A 14,714-nucleotide genomic window follows, 5' to 3' on the forward strand; every position below is an offset into this window, starting at 1 on the left:
GAGATCGCATGATTCCCGATACGCTTGCCGCGCTGATCGACTCGACCGAGGGACAGCGCCGCGCCGAATGGGCCGGCCGTGAGGTGTGGCTGGCCAACGAAGCCTGGGGGGAGCTGGCGGTGTCACTCCAGGGCGCTCAGGTGCTCCACTTTCTACCCAACCCCGCCGCAGGCGCTCCGCCGGCCGGCGCCACGGAGGCGGCCGAGGGCATGGTGCCCGGCGGCTGGCTATGGGTGACGCCCACGCCCCAGCCGCTGCCCGGCACGATCCGCGGCGGCATTCCGCTGTGCTGGCCATGGTTCGCCGACGAGAACACCGCCGACGAGACGCCCGACCGCTCCGGCCCCATGCACGGCCTGGCGCGCCAGGCCGAGTGGCGCCTCGAAGCGGTGGACGAGCACGAGGGTGGCGTGGAACTGCACCTCTCCCCCCGCGAGCGCCTGCACACCCAGCTCGTGCCCCGCGCCGTCATCCAGGCCAACGCCAACCGCCTGCACGTTGAGCTGATCACCGAGCACGTCGGCGAAACCCCGGAGAAGATCAGCGGCGCCCTGCACAGCTATCTCGCCGTGGCCAACGCCTTCGCCTGTCGCCTCGAGGGACTCGCCGGCGCCCGCTACCTGGACAAACTCGCCGGCTTCGCCGAGCAGGAGCAGCAGGGCGAGCTCGCCGTGCGCGGCGGGCTCGACCGCATCTACCACACCAACGCCGAGCTGGCCCTCGACGACGGCGCGCGCCGCCTGCGCATCGCCCGCCAGGGCAGCGACTCCGCCGTGGTCTGGCAGCCGGGCGAGGCGCTGCCCGACGACACCCCCGCCGCCGCGGCGCGTCACTTTCTCTGCGTGGAGTCGGCCAACACCCGCCTCGATCCGGTATGGCTGGTGCCCGGCGCCCAGCACCTGCTGGGGACCACCCTCTCCCTGGAGACCCCCTCATGACCCCCGTGATCGCCTTCGGCGAGGCCCTCGTCGACATGCTCTCGAGCCACCTCGGTGACAACACCGAAGGCCCCGAGACCTTTACCCCTTATGCCGGCGGGGCGCCGGCCAACGTCGCGGTGGCCTGCGCGCGCCTGGGCGTGCCGAGTCGCTTCCTGGGCATGCTCGGCGACGACCACTTCGGCGACTTCCTGGCCAGCGAACTCGCCACCCACGGCGTCGACACCTCGGGGGTAGTGCGCACTCGCGAGGCGCGCACGGCCCTCGCCTTCGTCTCCCGCGACGCCGATGGCGAGCGCACCTTCGACTTCTACCGGCCACCGGCGGCGGATCTGCTCTACCGCCTGGAGCATCTGCCCGCCGGAGTCTTCGCCGAACCCGCCATCGTGCATTTCTGCACCAACAGCCTCACCGAACCGGAAATCGCCGACACCACCCTGGCCATGGCCGAGATGGCGCGCCGAGCCGGCTGCCTGGTGAGCGTCGACGCCAATCTGCGCCACAACCTCTGGGCGAGTGGCGCTGCCGACATCCCGCTGGTCACCCGCCTGCTCGATGCCGCCGATCTGCTCAAGCTCTCGGCCGAGGAGCTCGACTACCTGCGTGCCGACCATCCCCGCGACGCCTGGCTGGCCGAGCGCCTCGCCGCCGGCGTCAAGGTGGCGGTGATCACCGACGGCCCGAACTCGGTAAGGCTCTACACCGCTCACCTCGACGACCGGGTGACACCGCCACGCATCAAGGCCGTGGACACCACTGCCGGCGGCGACGCCTTCATCGGCGGCCTGCTCGCCGAACTGGCTGGCCATTTCGAGGAGTTGGGCATCGTCGGCGACTGGCATCAGGACAGCGCCTTCCTGCACCGCGCGGTGGACACCGCCTGCCGCTGCGGCGCTCACGCCGTGGCCCGGCCCGGCGCCTATGTCGCTCTTCCGACACAAGACGACCTGTCATCCCTCTGAACACGGCGTTCGGCGGCATCCCACGCCACCGGACGCCGGTGGCGTGAACACTTCTCTCCTGCCAGGAAGGGATGGCAGGTGCCGTTCAGGCGCCGAGCCGCTTAGCGATCCGTGCCTCCAGGGTGCGCTGGTCCTCGTCAAAGCGGCGGATACCCTCAGCCAGCTTGTCGTTGGCCATGGCATCCTGGTTGTGGCCCCAGCGGAAGGCGGGCTCGTCGAGCGGCTCGGGGCGCTCGCTGGCAGCGGGAATTTCCACGGCCCGGGTGACCTCACCTTCCTCCGCTGCCAGCTCCTCGAGCAGTGTCGGCGAGAGGGTCAGCCGCGGACAGCCGGCCAGCGCCAATACCTGGCCGACGGTGCGGAAGCTTGCCCCCATCACCACGGTGTCGTAGCCGCCACGGCCGACCCGCTCGCAGACTCGCCGCACGAAGCGTACGCCCGGATCCTCCTCCGGGGCATAGTCGTGGCCGGTTTCCTTCTTGTACCAGTCGGTGACCCGGCCGACGAAAGGCGACACCAGAAAGACGCCAGCGTCGAAGCAGGCCTGGGCCTGGGCCTCGCTGAACAGCAGGGTCAGATTGCATTGAATGCCGTCTTTCTCCAGATACTCCGCGGCGCGGATGCCCTCCCAGGTGGAGGCGAGCTTGATCAGCACGCGGTCGCGGCCCAGACCACGCCGCTCGTAGAGTTCCACCAGTTCGTGAGCCTTGCGGATGCTCGCCTGGGTATCGAAGGAGAGCCGCGCGGCCACCTCGGTGGAGACCCTTCCAGGGATGCGCCTGGCGATCTCCACCCCCTTGGCCACGGCGAGGCGGTCGACGGCGTGCTCGACCCTGGCCTGCGGGTCGGCGATCGCGGCCTCCACGGCAGCGAGCTCCTCGTCGATCAAGGCCTGGTAGCCCGGCATGTCGAAGGCCTTGAGCAGCAGCGAGGGGTTGGTGGTAGCGTCGTGTGGCCGGTAGCGCTCGATGGCGTCCAGATCGCCGGTGTCGGCGACTACCAGGGAGTGGGTCTTCAGGGCGTCGAGTCGTGTGGGCATGCGGTTCCTCCCGAAACGGTCAGTGGGTTGCATGGCGTTCAGCCAAGCACCGGCGATAGCGGGCATAGACGTCGCGATAAGCATCGACGCTGGCAGGGTCCGGCTCGGCCCGCGAGGCTTCATCGAGACGAACCAGGCGCGCGCAGAGATCGGCCAGCTCGCCGCCCCCCGACTGGAACTGATGATGGCACCAGGCCGCCTGCAGGGCAGCGCCAAGAGCCGCGGCATCGGCGATCTCGGGGCAGATCACCCGGGAACCGGTGACGTCGGCGACCATCTGCCGCCACACCGGGCTGCGCGAGCCGCCACCGATCAGGCGAATCTCGCGCACTCCCTCGGCCAGACGACCGAACTGATCCAGGCCGTACCGTAGGCCGAGGGTGGCGCCCTCCACCACCGCCCGACACAGGTTGGCCTGGGTCGTGTTGACGCTGGTCAGGCCGTCGAGGCTGGCGGTGGCCTCGGGCAGCATGGGCACCCGCTCGCCGTTGAAGAAGGGCAGCATCGCGACCCCCTCGGCACCAATGGGTGCGGCGGCCACCCGCTCCCCGAAGGTGGCCAGGTCGAGCCCGAACAGCTCGCGAATGCGCGTGGTCGCGGAGGTGACGTTCATGGTGCAGACCAGCGGTAGCCAGCCGCCATTGCTGGAGCAGAAGTTGGCCACCATGGCGCTGTCGGACACTACCGGCTCGGGAGAGTGGGCGCAGACGGTGCCCGAGGTGCCAAGGCTCAGGGTCACCAGGCCGGGGCGGATATTGCCGGTGCCGATGGCGCCGAGCATATTGTCGCCTCCCCCACTGGAAACCAACACGCCCTCGCCCAGCCCCAGTTCGCGGGCCACCTCGGGACGCACGGTGCCGGCCGGTTCATGGGAAGCGATCAGCCGCGGCAGCACCCGCCCGGCCTCGAGCTCCGGGGCGATCTCGGCCAGGACGTCGTGGCGCCAGTGCCGCGTGCGAGTGTCGAAGTAGCCGGTGCCCGAGGCGTCGCCGGCCTCGGCCACCCGCTCGCCGGTGAGCCAGAAGTTGAGGTAGTCATGGGGCAGCAACAGGGTGGCGATGCGTGCATAGGCCTCGGGCCGGGTGTCACGCAGCCAGGCGATCTTGGAGGCGGTGTAGCCGGTCTGCAGCACCAGGCCGAGCCGGTCGAGGCAGCCATTCTCGCCGCCCAGGCGTTCGATCAGCGCGGCGTTCCAGGCCGCGGTCTCGGTGTCGCACCACAGCTTGGCCGGGTGCACCGGCTCGCCGGTGGCGTCCAGGGCCACCAGGCCGTGCTGCTGGCCGGAGACGCCGATGGCACGGATCGCCCGGGCGTCGACGCCGGTCGTCGCCAGCACCTCAGCGAAGGCACCGCGAAGCGCCGCAATCCACTCGCCGGGGTCCTGCTCGCGACGGCCGCCCTCCCCCTCGTCCAGGCGGTGCGGCCGACTCGCCTCGCCGAGAATGCGTTCACCCTCGACATCGATCAACACCACCTTGGTGCTCTGCGTTCCGCAGTCCACGCCGATGTACATCAGACCTCTCCCTGTGTCGTGACCAGAGCCTCTAGTGTGGCACGCGCGCCACGCTCGTGGAGCAGCGCCAGGGCCGACAGGTAAGCCTCGCGGAAGCGTGGGTCCGCGGCCAGATCGCCGAACAGCTCACGGTTTTCGATGAACGCCGTGGGCCGGGTGCCATTTTCGGCGGCAATGGCCATCAGTTCGTCCCGGAGACGATCCACCACCTCGATGGGTTGGCCTTGCTCGTCGACCCCCTCGGCGTAGCGCGCCCAGCTGGCCACCACCGCCGCGCTGCGGTGGATCTCGCCGCCCCGAGCCAGCTGCTCGCGGATCACCGGCACCAGCCACTTGGGGATACGATCCGAGCTTTCGGCACAAAGCCTCGCCAGGGTGTCCTTCACCTCGGGGTTGGCGAAGCGCTCGATCAGCGTCAGGCGATAGTCCTCCAGGTCGATGCCCGGCACCGGGGCCAAGGTCGGCGAGCCCTCTCGGCGCATGTAGTCGAGCAGGAAGTCGACGAACAGCGGGTCCCGGCACACCTCGTGAGCATAGCGGTAGCCCGCCAGATAGCCGAAGTAGGTCAGCGCCTGGTGGCTGGCGTTGAGCAGGCGCAGTTTCATCAGCTCGTAGGGCACCACGTCGTCCACCATCTGCACGCCGGCCGCCTCCAGCGATGGGCGGCCGGCCACGAAATGATCCTCCAGCACCCATTGGGTGAAAGGCTCGCAGACCACCGGCCAAGCGTCCTCGACGTCGAAGCGTTCGTTCAGCTCGGCGATGTCCGCCTCGGTGGTCACCGGGGTGATGCGATCGACCATGGCATTGGGGAAAGCCACCGAGGCCTCGACCCAGTCGGCGAGTGCCGCGTCCCGTGCCCGGGCATAGGCGGTGAAGGTCTCCTTCGCCACCTCGCCGTTGCCCTGGATGTTGTCGCAAGACATCACCGTAAAGGGAGCGAGACCGCGCTCGCGGCGGCGAGCCAGACCTTCGACGATCAACCCGAAGGTCGTTCTCGGCGCTGCAGGGTGGTCCAGGTCGTGGCGAATGTCGGGGTTGGCCAGATCGAACTCGCCGGAGACCGGATGGAAGTTGTAGCCGCCTTCGGTGACGGTCAGCGAGACGATGCGGATCGCCGGATCGGCCAGCAGCTCGATCACCGCTTCCGGGTCGTCGGGGGCAAACCGGTAGTCGATCAAGCTGCCGATCACCCGCGGCTCGCGGCGACCGTCGGGGTGCTTGATGATCAGCGTATAGAGGTGGTCCTGGCCGGCCAGGGCCTCCTGCATGCGACGGTCGCCGGGCATCACTCCGACGCCGACGATGCCCCAGTCCAGCGCCTCGCCACGGTTCATCAACGCGTCGAGGTACATGGCCTGGTGGGCACGGTGGAAGCCACCGACCCCGAAGTGGACGATGCCGGGGGTGACGGCGCCGCGATCATAGCCGGGCGAGGCGATCTCGGGGGCCAGCCGGCCCAGGTTGGTATTGTTGAGTCGGGTCATGAAATCTCTCCTGCCACACGTGACGAGGGCGTCGCGTGAGGGAATGGGGCTCAATCGCTCGCGGTCCAGTGCAGGTCGGCGGCCACCGAGGCCGCTTTGATGAGGCGGGCGTTCAACATGTCCTTGTGGCGAGTGCGCTCGAGGGCACCGGTCTGGTCCTGCCCCATCTCCCGCCAACGCTGGATGAGGCGCGCTTCGAGCAGCTCGTCGGGCACCTCGAGGAACAGCGTCATATCGAACAGGGGGCGCAGGGCCGGCCAGGGCCCCTCGTCGAGCAGCAGGTAGTTGCCCTCGACGATGACGATGCGATGATCGACAGTGATCAAGCGGCCGCCAGCCCTCGCCAGGTCCAGGGGCCGGTCGAACACCGGCACCGCCACCGTGGCATCGGCACGGCGGATACGCCCCAGGTCGTGTTTGAGCCCATCGCAGTCGAAGGTCTCCGGCGCCCCCTTCACGGGCACCAGTCCCAGGGGCTCGAGCACGGCGTTGTCGTAGTGGTAGCCATCCATCGGCACCACCGCGGCGCAGCCGGCATGGCGGGCGTTGAGTTCGCGGCACAGCCAGCCCGAGAGGAAGGACTTGCCGGCGGCGGGCGGCCCCGCCAGGGCCACGATGAAGCGTCGGCGATCATCCGCCGCCGCCAGCACCCGCTCTGCCACGCCATGGATATTGGGCGTCATAGTGGTGTCTCCCGGCGGTCAGCTCATCCAGTTGCCGCCATCGACGTTCAATGTCTGGGCGAGCACGTATTCGCTGTCGTCGCTGGCCAGAAAGACCGCCGGGCCGGCGTAGTCCGCAGGCCGGCCCATCCGACCGTAGGGCACCGCCTCGCCCACCAGGCGCTTCTTCTCGCCAAGGGGCCGGCCCTCGTAACGGGCGAAGAGGGCGTCCACTTCTTCCCACATGGGGGTCTCCACCACCCCCGGGGCAATGCCGTTGACGCGGATGCCGTACTGGATCAGGTCGAGGGCGCAGGACTGGGTCAGGCTGATCACCGCCGCCTTGGTGGCACAATAGACGCTGACCAGTGGTTCGCCACGGCGGCCGGCCTGGGAGGCCATATTGATGATCCTCCCTCCCTTGCCACGGTCCACCATCGCCTTGGCCACCGCCTGGAGGGTGAAGAAGAGCCCCTTGACGTTGACGGCGAACTGCTTGTCGTAGCTCGCCTCGGTCACCTCCAGCACCGGCGCCATGTCGAAGACGGCGGCGTTGTTGACCAGGATGTCGATGCCGCCGAAGCGCTCGGTGACGCTCGCCACCATGGCGTCGATGGCCTGGCGGTCGCAGACGTCCAGACGCACGCCCATCAGCCGCTGGGCGGGGTGGCCCTCGCCCTGCAGGGTGGTCAGGGCCTCGTCGATGGCGCCCTGGTCGATGTCGGCGATGACCACCGAGGCGCCCTCCTCCACATAGGCTCGAGAGATGGCCAGGCCGATGCCGCGGGCGCCACCGGTCACGACGGCAACCTTGTCTTGGAGCTTCATAGTGTCTTGTCCTCCTGTGAGGTGTCTTGGGTGTGCAAGGGATCAGGCCCCCCTCCCCGCCGATGGTCACCTCGCCACTGCTGAACCAGCTCGGCCAACCCGCTCATGTGGGTCAGCACCTGCCAGGCCCCGGCTTTGCGCAGGCGCTCAGCCTGCCCCGGCTGCACGTGGCTCGCGCCGGTGAAGCCGATCACCGTCATCCCCGCGCCGTGAGCGGCGGTGACCCCGGAGACGCTGTCCTCCACCACCAGGCAGTGCGTCGGCGTAGTGCCCAATGTCTCGGCGGCCAGGCGGTAGAGGGCGGGATCCGGCTTGGGGCGATCCACCTGCTCGGCGGTGAACACCGGCGCCCCATCTAGGCGGGCAGCGAGCCCGGTGGTGGAAAGCGAGGCCAGCACCCGCCGGCGCCGGCTGTTGGAGACCACCGCCTTGGGCAGGTCGATGGCATCGATGGCCGTGGTCACCCCCGGCATCGCCTGGAGCTCCCGGGCCAGCCGCGCCTCGATGGTGTCGTCCACCAGGTCGGTGGCCGCCGGCGGCAAACGATGCGCGCTCAGGCCCTCCAGGTGGCGCAGGATATTGGCGGTGGTCATGCCCAGCGCCTGGCTGAGCACGGTGTCGGCGTCCAGGTCCGGCAGCCACTCGCCGAGCAGCTCCACCAGGGTCGCCTCGGCGATCGCCTCGCTGTCCACCAGTACGCCGTCGCAGTCGAAGATCAGGGTCTCCATGGGGTCCCCTCAGGCGCCGTTGACGTCGGTGGCGGCGCGGTTGTCCTGACGACGCAGGCCGGCCAGCGGGTGCAGCTCGAGGCTGGGAAGGGCCAGGCCATCGCTGTCGAAGAGATGGGCGCGGCCGGACTCGAAGCCGAAGCGCACCTTGTCATGCACGCGATGGGCGACGTCGCCGTCGGCCATGATGGTCACCATGGCGTCGTCCATCTGGACGTACAGCGAGGTCTGGCCCCCCAGGCGCTCGAGAACCTGGATATCGCCGGACAGCGGTCCCTGGTCATCGTCGAGCACCAGGTGCTCGGGGCGGATGCCCAGCTCCAGCGCCGTACCGGGACGCTGGTCCTGGCCCTCCACCGGCACCTTGGTGACGCCGCCGCCCGGCAGGCGCACGCTGATCCCCTCGGCATCGGCCTCCACCACCTCGACGGGCAGGAAGTTCATCTTCGGCGAGCCGATGAAGCCGGCCACGAAGCGGTTGCGGGGATGGTGGTAGAGCTCCATAGGCGAGCCGACCTGCTCCACCACGCCGCCCTGCAGCACCACGATCTTGTCGGCCATGGTCATGGCCTCGATCTGGTCGTGGGTGACGTAGATCATGGTGGCGTCGAGCTCCTCGTGGAGGCGCGCCAGCTCGATGCGCATCTGCACCCGCAACGCCGCATCCAGGTTGGAGAGCGGCTCGTCGAACAGGAAGATGCTGGGATTGCGCACGATGGCCCGGCCGATGGCCACGCGTTGGCGCTGCCCGCCGGAGAGCGCCTTGGGCTTGCGGTCGAGCAGCGGCTCGAGCTGCAGGATGCGCGCCGCCTCGCGCACCTTCTCGCGGCGTGCCTCCTTGCCGACGCCGGCCAGGCGCAGGCTGAAGCCCATGTTGTCCTCGACGGTCATGTGCGGGTAGAGCGCATAGCTCTGGAACACCATGGCCAGGCCGCGATCGGCGGGACCGACCTCGTTCATGCGCGTGCCATCGATCAGGATGTCGCCGGAGGTAGCGCTCTCCAGGCCGGCGATCATGCGCAGCAGGGTCGACTTGCCGCAGCCGGAGGGGCCGACGAAGACCACGAACTCCTTGTCGTTGACCTCCAGGTCGACGCCCTTGATGACGTGGGTGTCGTCGAAGCTCTTGGTGACCTGATTGAGTTGTAACGTTGCCATGTTGGGACTCCCGAATTACTTGACGGCGCCGAAGGTGAGGCCGCGAACCATCTGTTTTTGGGTCAGCCAGCCGAAGACCAGGATGGGCGCGATGGCCATGGTCGAGGCGGCGGAGAGCTTGGCCCAGAACAGGCCCTCGGGGCTCGAGAAGGAGGCGATGTAAGCGGTCAGGGGGGCCGCATTCGATGAGGTGAGGTTGAGACTCCAGAAGGCCTCGTTCCAGCTGAGGATCACCGACAGTAGCCCGGTGGAAGCGATGCCCGGCAGGGTCAGCGGCAGCAGCAGGAACATCACCTCCTGGAGGGTGCTGGCGCCGTCCATGCGGCCCGCCTCGAGAATGTCCTTGGGCAGGTCCTTGAAGAAGGTGTAGAGCATCCATACCACGATCGGCAGGTTCATCAGCGTATAGACGATGACCAGGCCGGTGCGGGTATCGAGCAGTCCAAAATCACGGAACAGTAGATAGATCGGCACCAGCACGCCCACCGGCGGCAGCATCTTGGTGGAGAGCATCCACAGCAGGGTGCCCTTGGTCCGCTTGGTGGGTAGGAAGGCCATGGAATAGGCCGCGGGGATGGCGATCAGCAGCGCCGCGAGCGTCGAGCCGAAGGCCACTACTACGCTGTTAAGGGCGAACTTGAAGTAGTCCGCACGTGCCTGTACCTCAATGTAGCTCTCCAGGGTCGGTGAGAAGATCAGGCTGGGGTCGGCGATGGCTGCCGACTCGGTCTTGAAGCCGGTCAGCACCATCCAGAAGATCGGGAAGAAGATCAGGCAGGCGATCGCCCAGCCCAGCACCGTCAGCCCCAGCCGGCGGGTCCGTGCCGAGCGCATCGGCGAGGTGCGAAGTACCGAGACGGCCGGTGCCTGTCCGTCGCCGGCGAGGGTCTTGGTCTTGACAGTGGTCATGAGAAGCCTCCGGCGCTAGCTTTCCAGGTTCTTGGCCACCATGCGGACCAGGAATATCGCAACGATGTTGGCGAGGATGATGGCGATCACCCCGCCCGCGGAAGCCATGCCCACGTCGAAGTCGAGCAAGGCCTGGATATAGATCAGGAAGGCCAGGTTGGTGGTGGCCAGCCCCGGGCCGCCGGAGGTGGTGACGAAGATCTCGGCGAAGATGGTCAGCAGGAAGATCATCTCGATCATGATCACCACGCTGATCGCCCGCTTGAGGTGCGGCAGGGTGATGAAGAAGAAGATCGCCACCGGCCCGGCGCCATCCATGCGCGCCGCCTCGACCTGGTCGTCGTCCAGCGACTGGATGGCGGTGAGCAGGATCAGCAGCGCGAAGGGCAGCCACTGCCAGGCGACGATGATGATGATCGAGGTCAACGGCAGCGACGAGAACCAGTCCACGGCGGGCAGGCCGAAGGATTCGGCCACCCAGGAGAGCACGCCGTTGGAGGGGTGCATCATCATGTTCTTCCACACCAGGGCGCTCACCGTGGGCATGACGAAGAACGGCGAGATGGCCAGCACCCGCGCCACGCCGCGCCCGGGGAACTCCTGCTGGAAGAGCACCGCCAGCAGGGTGCCGCCGACCACGGTGATCGCCAGCACCGCCCCGACCAGCAGCAGCGTATTGCCCATCGCCGTCCACAGCGCCGGATCGGTGAACAGGTAGCGATAGTTTTCCAGCCCGGCGAAGCCGGTCATCTCCGGCATCAGCAGGTTGTAGCGCTGCAGCGAGAACCAGACGGTCATCGCCAGCGGCACGATCATCCAGAGAAACAGCAGGGTAACGGCGGGCGCCTGCAGCGACAGGGTACGAAGGCCCCCGACGGTGCGCCCGGCGGCTCGTGTCTTGGTCATGATCTGGCCCATTGGGATGGGAGGGATTGTGCCGGCCGGGGTGTCCCCGGCCGACGCGAGGGATCAATCCAGGTAGCCGGCACGCTGCATGGTGCGCTCGGTGGCACGCTGTGCGGTCTGCAGCGCCTGCTCCACCGTGACGTCACCGGTCAACGCCGAGGCAACGGTCTGGCCGACCTGGGTGCCGATCGACTGGAACTCGGGAATGCCCACGAACTGCACGCCGATGTAGGGGCTGGGCTCCAGGGTCGAATCGGTGGGATCGGCACCCCGGATCGCCTCCAGCACGAAGTCGGCGAAGGGCGCCGCCTGCTGGTAGTTCTCGTTGGCGTAGGTGGATTCGCGGGTGCCCGGCGGCACGCTGGTCCAGCCCTGGGTCTCCCCGACCAGTTCGATGTACTCCTTGGAAGTGGCCCAGGTGATGAAGGTCTCCGCCGCTTCCTTCTTCTCCGAGGTGGCCGGGATGCCCAGCGCCCAGGACCACAGCCAGTGGGAGCCCTTGGGCGTCTCGGCCACCGGCGCCGGGGCGAAGCCCAGCCGGTTGGCGACCTCGGATTCGTCCGGGTCGTAGAGCTTGCCGGCCGCCGAGGTGGCGTCGACCCACATGGCGCAGTTGCCGCGGGAGAACAGTGCCAGGTTCTCATTGAAGCCGTTGGAGCTGGCGCCCGGCGGGCCGTAGTTGTCCAGCAGGTCGACGTAGAAGGAAATCGCCTCCTGCCAGGCGGGGGAGTCGAGCTCGGGGTTCCACTCCTCGTCGAACCAGCGACCGCCGAAGGTGTTCACCAGGGTCGAGACGAAGGCCATGTTCTCGCCCCAACCCGGCTTGCCGCGCAGGCAGATGCCATAGGTCTCGTTTCCGGGATCATGGAGCTGGCCGGCCCAGTCGCGTACTTCTTCCCAGCTGGGCTGCTCGGGGACCTCGATGCCTGCGGCGTCGAACAGGTCCTGGCGGTAGTACATCATCGAGCTCTCGCCGTAGAACGGTAGCGCATGCAGGGTACCGTCATGGGAGAGGCCGTCACGGACCGACTGCAGCAGGTCGTCGACGTCATACGCCTCCGGCAGGTCGTCGAGGGGGGTCAGCCAGCCGCGCTCGGCCCAGATGGGTACCTCATAGGTGCCGATGGTCATGACGTCGAACTGGCCACCGCCGGTGGCGACATCGGTGGTCAGCCGCTGGCGCAGCACGTTCTCCTCCAGCACCACCCAGTCGAGCTCGACATCAGGGTGGGCCGCCTCGAACTCCTCGGTGAGGCTCTGCATGATCACCATGTCGTTGTTGTTGACCGTGGCAACGGTAATCTCGGTCTGTGCCTGGGCCTGGGAGGCGGCGGCGACGGCCGCCGTCAGGGTGGCCAGCGGCAGGGCTCGGGTGAGCTTCATGATGGGCTCCTCTCGGGACTCGTGTTGTTGTGTGTCGAACTGGATTTGATCATTTTGATCATAGTCCAATCAAATGATCGAACACGCCCCCAAAAAAAGCAAAACCTTGCCCCTTAGACTTTGGCCGCAGAAATCAGCCGCTTCGAATGATGCACCGCATCAGAGCGACTCGGTGATCCGGCGGGCTGCGGCCTCGTCAGTGATCAGCCCCTTCAACCAGCCACCACGCAAGGCCGCCAGAATGGCGGGAGCCTTCTCGCGGCCGCCGGCCAGGGCGACGAGCGGCTGATCGCGAAACAGTTCCAGCGGCAGGCTGGTCACTCGGCGGGTGATGGAACAGTCGATCACTTCGCCGTTCTGATTCAACGGCCAACCCAGCAACTCCCCCACCGCCTGACGAGAAAGCAGCTCATCGAGTTCCGCCTCGCTAATGAAGTGGTCCTGGAAAAGGGTCGCCTGGCGGTCGATGCGCCCCACGCCGATGAAGGCGGCCTCGGCCTCCTTGGCGACCTCGGCAATGGCCTGGAAAAGTCGCTGATGGAGCATCGCCTCCTTCTCTTCCACCGAGCCGGCCACAACCGGTGCCGGCAGCAGGAAGCGCTCACCACCGGTCTTGTCGGCCAGCACCATGACCCCGTCGTAACGGTTCGCGGAGCCATCGCGGGCCACGTTGCCGACCAGCGAGACGAAGCGATGCTGGGGTCGGTCGAGGCGGCTCAGCGCCTCGACCATGGCGCGCACCGAGCGCCCGGTGCCCAGCGACAGGGTCAGCGGCTCGGTGCGTTCCAGATAGCGGGAGAGCCGCTCGGCAGCGGCCACCGCCAGGTAGTGAGCGCTGCCATCGTGCGCCTCGGAATCGGCCGGCACCACGTCGCAGAAGTCCAGCCCGAAGCGTTCGCGAATCGCACTGCCCATGGCCATGCAGGCCGCGAGGGGATGGTCGATATGCACTTTGACCAGCCCCTCCTGACGCGCCAGGGCGAGCAAGCGCTGCACCCCCGGCCGCGACACCCCGAGCTGGGTGGCGATCTCGTCCTGGGTGCGCCCGCCGACATAGGAGAGCCAAGCCGCCCGAGCGGCCTGATCCAGCTTTCTCTCGAACTTGTCCATGATTCGCGCCACCTCAAGCCAGCCAGAAGTGCCGGGAATGATCGCAAGCCCGCCCTCATCGCACAACGGCTGTCACAGGCCTACTCCACCACCAACCGCTCCGGCAGCCGCCAGCGCAGGGTGCGCGGGATCACCTGCTGGCCGATGCGATAGTCGCCGCGGGTGGCGGCGAGTGCCGCGGTCAGCGCCGCCGCCGCCATGCGCTCGTGATCCTGCACGGCGGAGTTGATCGGCAGCGGCAGGAAGTCGAGCAGGCGGCTGTCGCCGAAGGTGGCCAGGCGCAGCGAGGGCGGCAGGCCGCCCTCTTCCAGCAGGATGTCGAAGACGCCGTCGAGCAGCGTGTAGGAGGCGGTAACCAGCGCATCCGGCAGGCCGTGACGGTCGATCAGCTCGCGCATCTGCTGCGCCCCCTCGGCGCGGTCGTAGCGCTCGGCACAGAGCGTGATCGGGCGCACCCCGCGCCCCGCCAGGGCCTGCTCGAAGCCGGCACGCCGTTCGCCGGTGATGGAGAGCGCCGGCACAGCGTCGAGCCAGGCCACGCTCTCGACCCGTTCGTCGAGCACCGAGCGGGTCAGCCGTTCCGCGGCTTCCCGGTCGTTGCTCACCACGCTGGCGAAATGCGCCGGGTCGAAGCCGCGGTCCACGGCGATGACCGGCAGGCCGTCGGCCATCAGCTCGCGATAGAAGCGGGCGTCCTGGGGCAGGCAGCTCGCCGTGATCAGCACCTCGCAGCGCTGGGCGCGCAGTGACAGGGCCAGATCGCGCTCCGCGTCGGCCTGGTCGTCGGAGCCCACGATCAACACCTGGTAGCCCTGCTCGCGGGCGCCGCGCTCCAGGCGCTTGGCCAGCCGCGCGTAGCTGACGTTCTCCAGGTCGGGAACGATCAGCCCCAGGGTGCGGCTCGTGCCGCGGCGCAGTGCCGCCGCCTGGGCATCCACCCGGTAGCGGTGCTCGCGCACCACGCCCATCACCCGCGCCACGGTATCGGGGCTGATGCGCCGCTCCTCGGCCTTGCCGTTGATGACGTAGCTGGCCGTGGTGCGCGACACGCCGGCCAGGCGCGCGATTTCGGCGAGTGTCATGGTTGTCCT

14 protein-coding genes are annotated in these 14,714 nt (G+C 68.1%); 2 read left to right on the plus strand and 12 right to left on the minus strand.

The window, feature by feature from the left end; genetic code table 11:
- Window positions 1-8 precede the first annotated feature (8 nt).
- Window positions 9-938 (plus strand): D-hexose-6-phosphate mutarotase, encoded by a 930-nt coding sequence (locus FEF15_RS08125; protein WP_163558656.1) that lies wholly within the window; start codon window positions 9-11, stop codon window positions 936-938.
- Complete coding sequence (locus FEF15_RS08130) at window positions 935-1,900, plus strand: carbohydrate kinase (protein WP_163558657.1); 966 nt, start codon at window positions 935-937, stop codon at window positions 1,898-1,900. The genes FEF15_RS08125 and FEF15_RS08130 overlap by 4 nt, the downstream gene beginning before the upstream one ends.
- 85 nt (window positions 1,901-1,985) lie before the next feature.
- Here FEF15_RS08130 and tal read toward each other — a convergent pair whose 3' ends face one another.
- The 12 genes from tal to cra form a co-directional block, all read right to left on the minus strand.
- A complete protein-coding gene (tal, locus tag FEF15_RS08135; RefSeq protein ID WP_163558658.1) occupies window positions 1,986-2,939 on the minus strand; it encodes a transaldolase in 954 nt (317 codons plus the stop codon).
- A 19-nt stretch (window positions 2,940-2,958) separates the two neighbouring features.
- A complete protein-coding gene (gene xylB, locus FEF15_RS08140) occupies window positions 2,959-4,452 on the minus strand; it encodes a xylulokinase (protein WP_163558659.1) in 1,494 nt (497 codons plus the stop codon).
- Window positions 4,452-5,939 carry a mannitol dehydrogenase family protein gene (locus FEF15_RS08145; protein ID WP_163558660.1) on the minus strand — a complete coding sequence of 496 codons (1,488 nt, stop codon included), beginning with the start codon at window positions 5,937-5,939 and terminating at the stop codon, window positions 4,452-4,454. Before FEF15_RS08145 ends, xylB begins: the two co-directional genes overlap by 1 nt.
- Window positions 5,940-5,989: 50 nt before the next feature.
- The gene (locus tag FEF15_RS08150) at window positions 5,990-6,622 is read right to left on the minus strand and encodes a nucleoside triphosphate hydrolase (RefSeq protein WP_163558661.1); all 633 of its coding nucleotides are present in this window, start codon (window positions 6,620-6,622) and stop codon (window positions 5,990-5,992) included.
- An 18-nt stretch (window positions 6,623-6,640) separates the two neighbouring features.
- Window positions 6,641-7,429, minus strand: coding sequence for an L-iditol 2-dehydrogenase (locus tag FEF15_RS08155; RefSeq protein WP_163558662.1), 789 nt, complete (start codon window positions 7,427-7,429; stop codon window positions 6,641-6,643).
- A complete protein-coding gene (locus FEF15_RS08160; protein WP_163558663.1) occupies window positions 7,426-8,157 on the minus strand; it encodes an HAD family hydrolase in 732 nt (243 codons plus the stop codon). Before FEF15_RS08160 ends, FEF15_RS08155 begins: the two co-directional genes overlap by 4 nt.
- Window positions 8,158-8,166: 9 nt before the next feature.
- Entirely contained in the window at window positions 8,167-9,315 is a 1,149-nt protein-coding gene (gene ugpC, locus FEF15_RS08165) for a sn-glycerol-3-phosphate ABC transporter ATP-binding protein UgpC (protein ID WP_163558664.1), read from the minus strand.
- Between the two features lie 15 nt (window positions 9,316-9,330).
- Entirely contained in the window at window positions 9,331-10,224 is an 894-nt protein-coding gene (locus tag FEF15_RS08170) for a carbohydrate ABC transporter permease (RefSeq protein ID WP_163558665.1), read from the minus strand.
- Between the two features lie 15 nt (window positions 10,225-10,239).
- On the minus strand, window positions 10,240-11,130 hold the full coding sequence (locus FEF15_RS08175) for a sugar ABC transporter permease (RefSeq protein ID WP_163558666.1): 891 nt from the start codon (window positions 11,128-11,130) through the stop codon (window positions 10,240-10,242).
- Window positions 11,131-11,193: 63 nt separating this feature from the next.
- Window positions 11,194-12,513, minus strand: a complete 1,320-nt coding sequence (locus FEF15_RS08180) for a sugar ABC transporter substrate-binding protein (RefSeq protein WP_163558667.1) — start codon at window positions 12,511-12,513, stop codon at window positions 11,194-11,196.
- Between the two features lie 159 nt (window positions 12,514-12,672).
- Entirely contained in the window at window positions 12,673-13,623 is a 951-nt protein-coding gene (locus FEF15_RS08185; protein ID WP_240454112.1) for a sugar-binding transcriptional regulator, read from the minus strand.
- 80 nt (window positions 13,624-13,703) lie between these two features.
- Entirely contained in the window at window positions 13,704-14,705 is a 1,002-nt protein-coding gene (gene cra / locus FEF15_RS08190) for a catabolite repressor/activator (RefSeq protein ID WP_163558668.1), read from the minus strand.
- Between the last annotated feature and the right edge of the window lie 9 nt (window positions 14,706-14,714).

The sequence above is a fragment of the Halomonas sp. NO4 genome, assembly GCF_010994375.1.
In the GTDB taxonomy this organism is placed as follows: Bacteria; Pseudomonadota; Gammaproteobacteria; order Pseudomonadales; family Halomonadaceae; genus Halomonas.

Coding starts and splice junctions, on each gene's coding strand:
- FEF15_RS08160 (WP_163558663.1), bottom strand. CDS start 8,157: ATGGAGACCCTGATCTTCGACTGCGACGGCGTACTGGTGGACAGCGAG.
- xylB (WP_163558659.1), bottom strand. CDS start 4,452: ATGTACATCGGCGTGGACTGCGGAACGCAGAGCACCAAGGTGGTGTTG.
- FEF15_RS08130 (WP_163558657.1), top strand. CDS start 935: ATGACCCCCGTGATCGCCTTCGGCGAGGCCCTCGTCGACATGCTCTCG.
- FEF15_RS08145 (WP_163558660.1), bottom strand. CDS start 5,939: ATGACCCGACTCAACAATACCAACCTGGGCCGGCTGGCCCCCGAGATC.
- FEF15_RS08180 (WP_163558667.1), bottom strand. CDS start 12,513: ATGAAGCTCACCCGAGCCCTGCCGCTGGCCACCCTGACGGCGGCCGTC.
- FEF15_RS08175 (WP_163558666.1), bottom strand. CDS start 11,130: ATGACCAAGACACGAGCCGCCGGGCGCACCGTCGGGGGCCTTCGTACC.
- tal (WP_163558658.1), bottom strand. CDS start 2,939: ATGCCCACACGACTCGACGCCCTGAAGACCCACTCCCTGGTAGTCGCC.
- FEF15_RS08155 (WP_163558662.1), bottom strand. CDS start 7,429: ATGAAGCTCCAAGACAAGGTTGCCGTCGTGACCGGTGGCGCCCGCGGC.
- FEF15_RS08125 (WP_163558656.1), top strand. CDS start 9: ATGATTCCCGATACGCTTGCCGCGCTGATCGACTCGACCGAGGGACAG.
- FEF15_RS08170 (WP_163558665.1), bottom strand. CDS start 10,224: ATGACCACTGTCAAGACCAAGACCCTCGCCGGCGACGGACAGGCACCG.
- FEF15_RS08185 (WP_240454112.1), bottom strand. CDS start 13,623: ATGGACAAGTTCGAGAGAAAGCTGGATCAGGCCGCTCGGGCGGCTTGG.
- ugpC (WP_163558664.1), bottom strand. CDS start 9,315: ATGGCAACGTTACAACTCAATCAGGTCACCAAGAGCTTCGACGACACC.
- FEF15_RS08150 (WP_163558661.1), bottom strand. CDS start 6,622: ATGACGCCCAATATCCATGGCGTGGCAGAGCGGGTGCTGGCGGCGGCG.
- cra (WP_163558668.1), bottom strand. CDS start 14,705: ATGACACTCGCCGAAATCGCGCGCCTGGCCGGCGTGTCGCGCACCACG.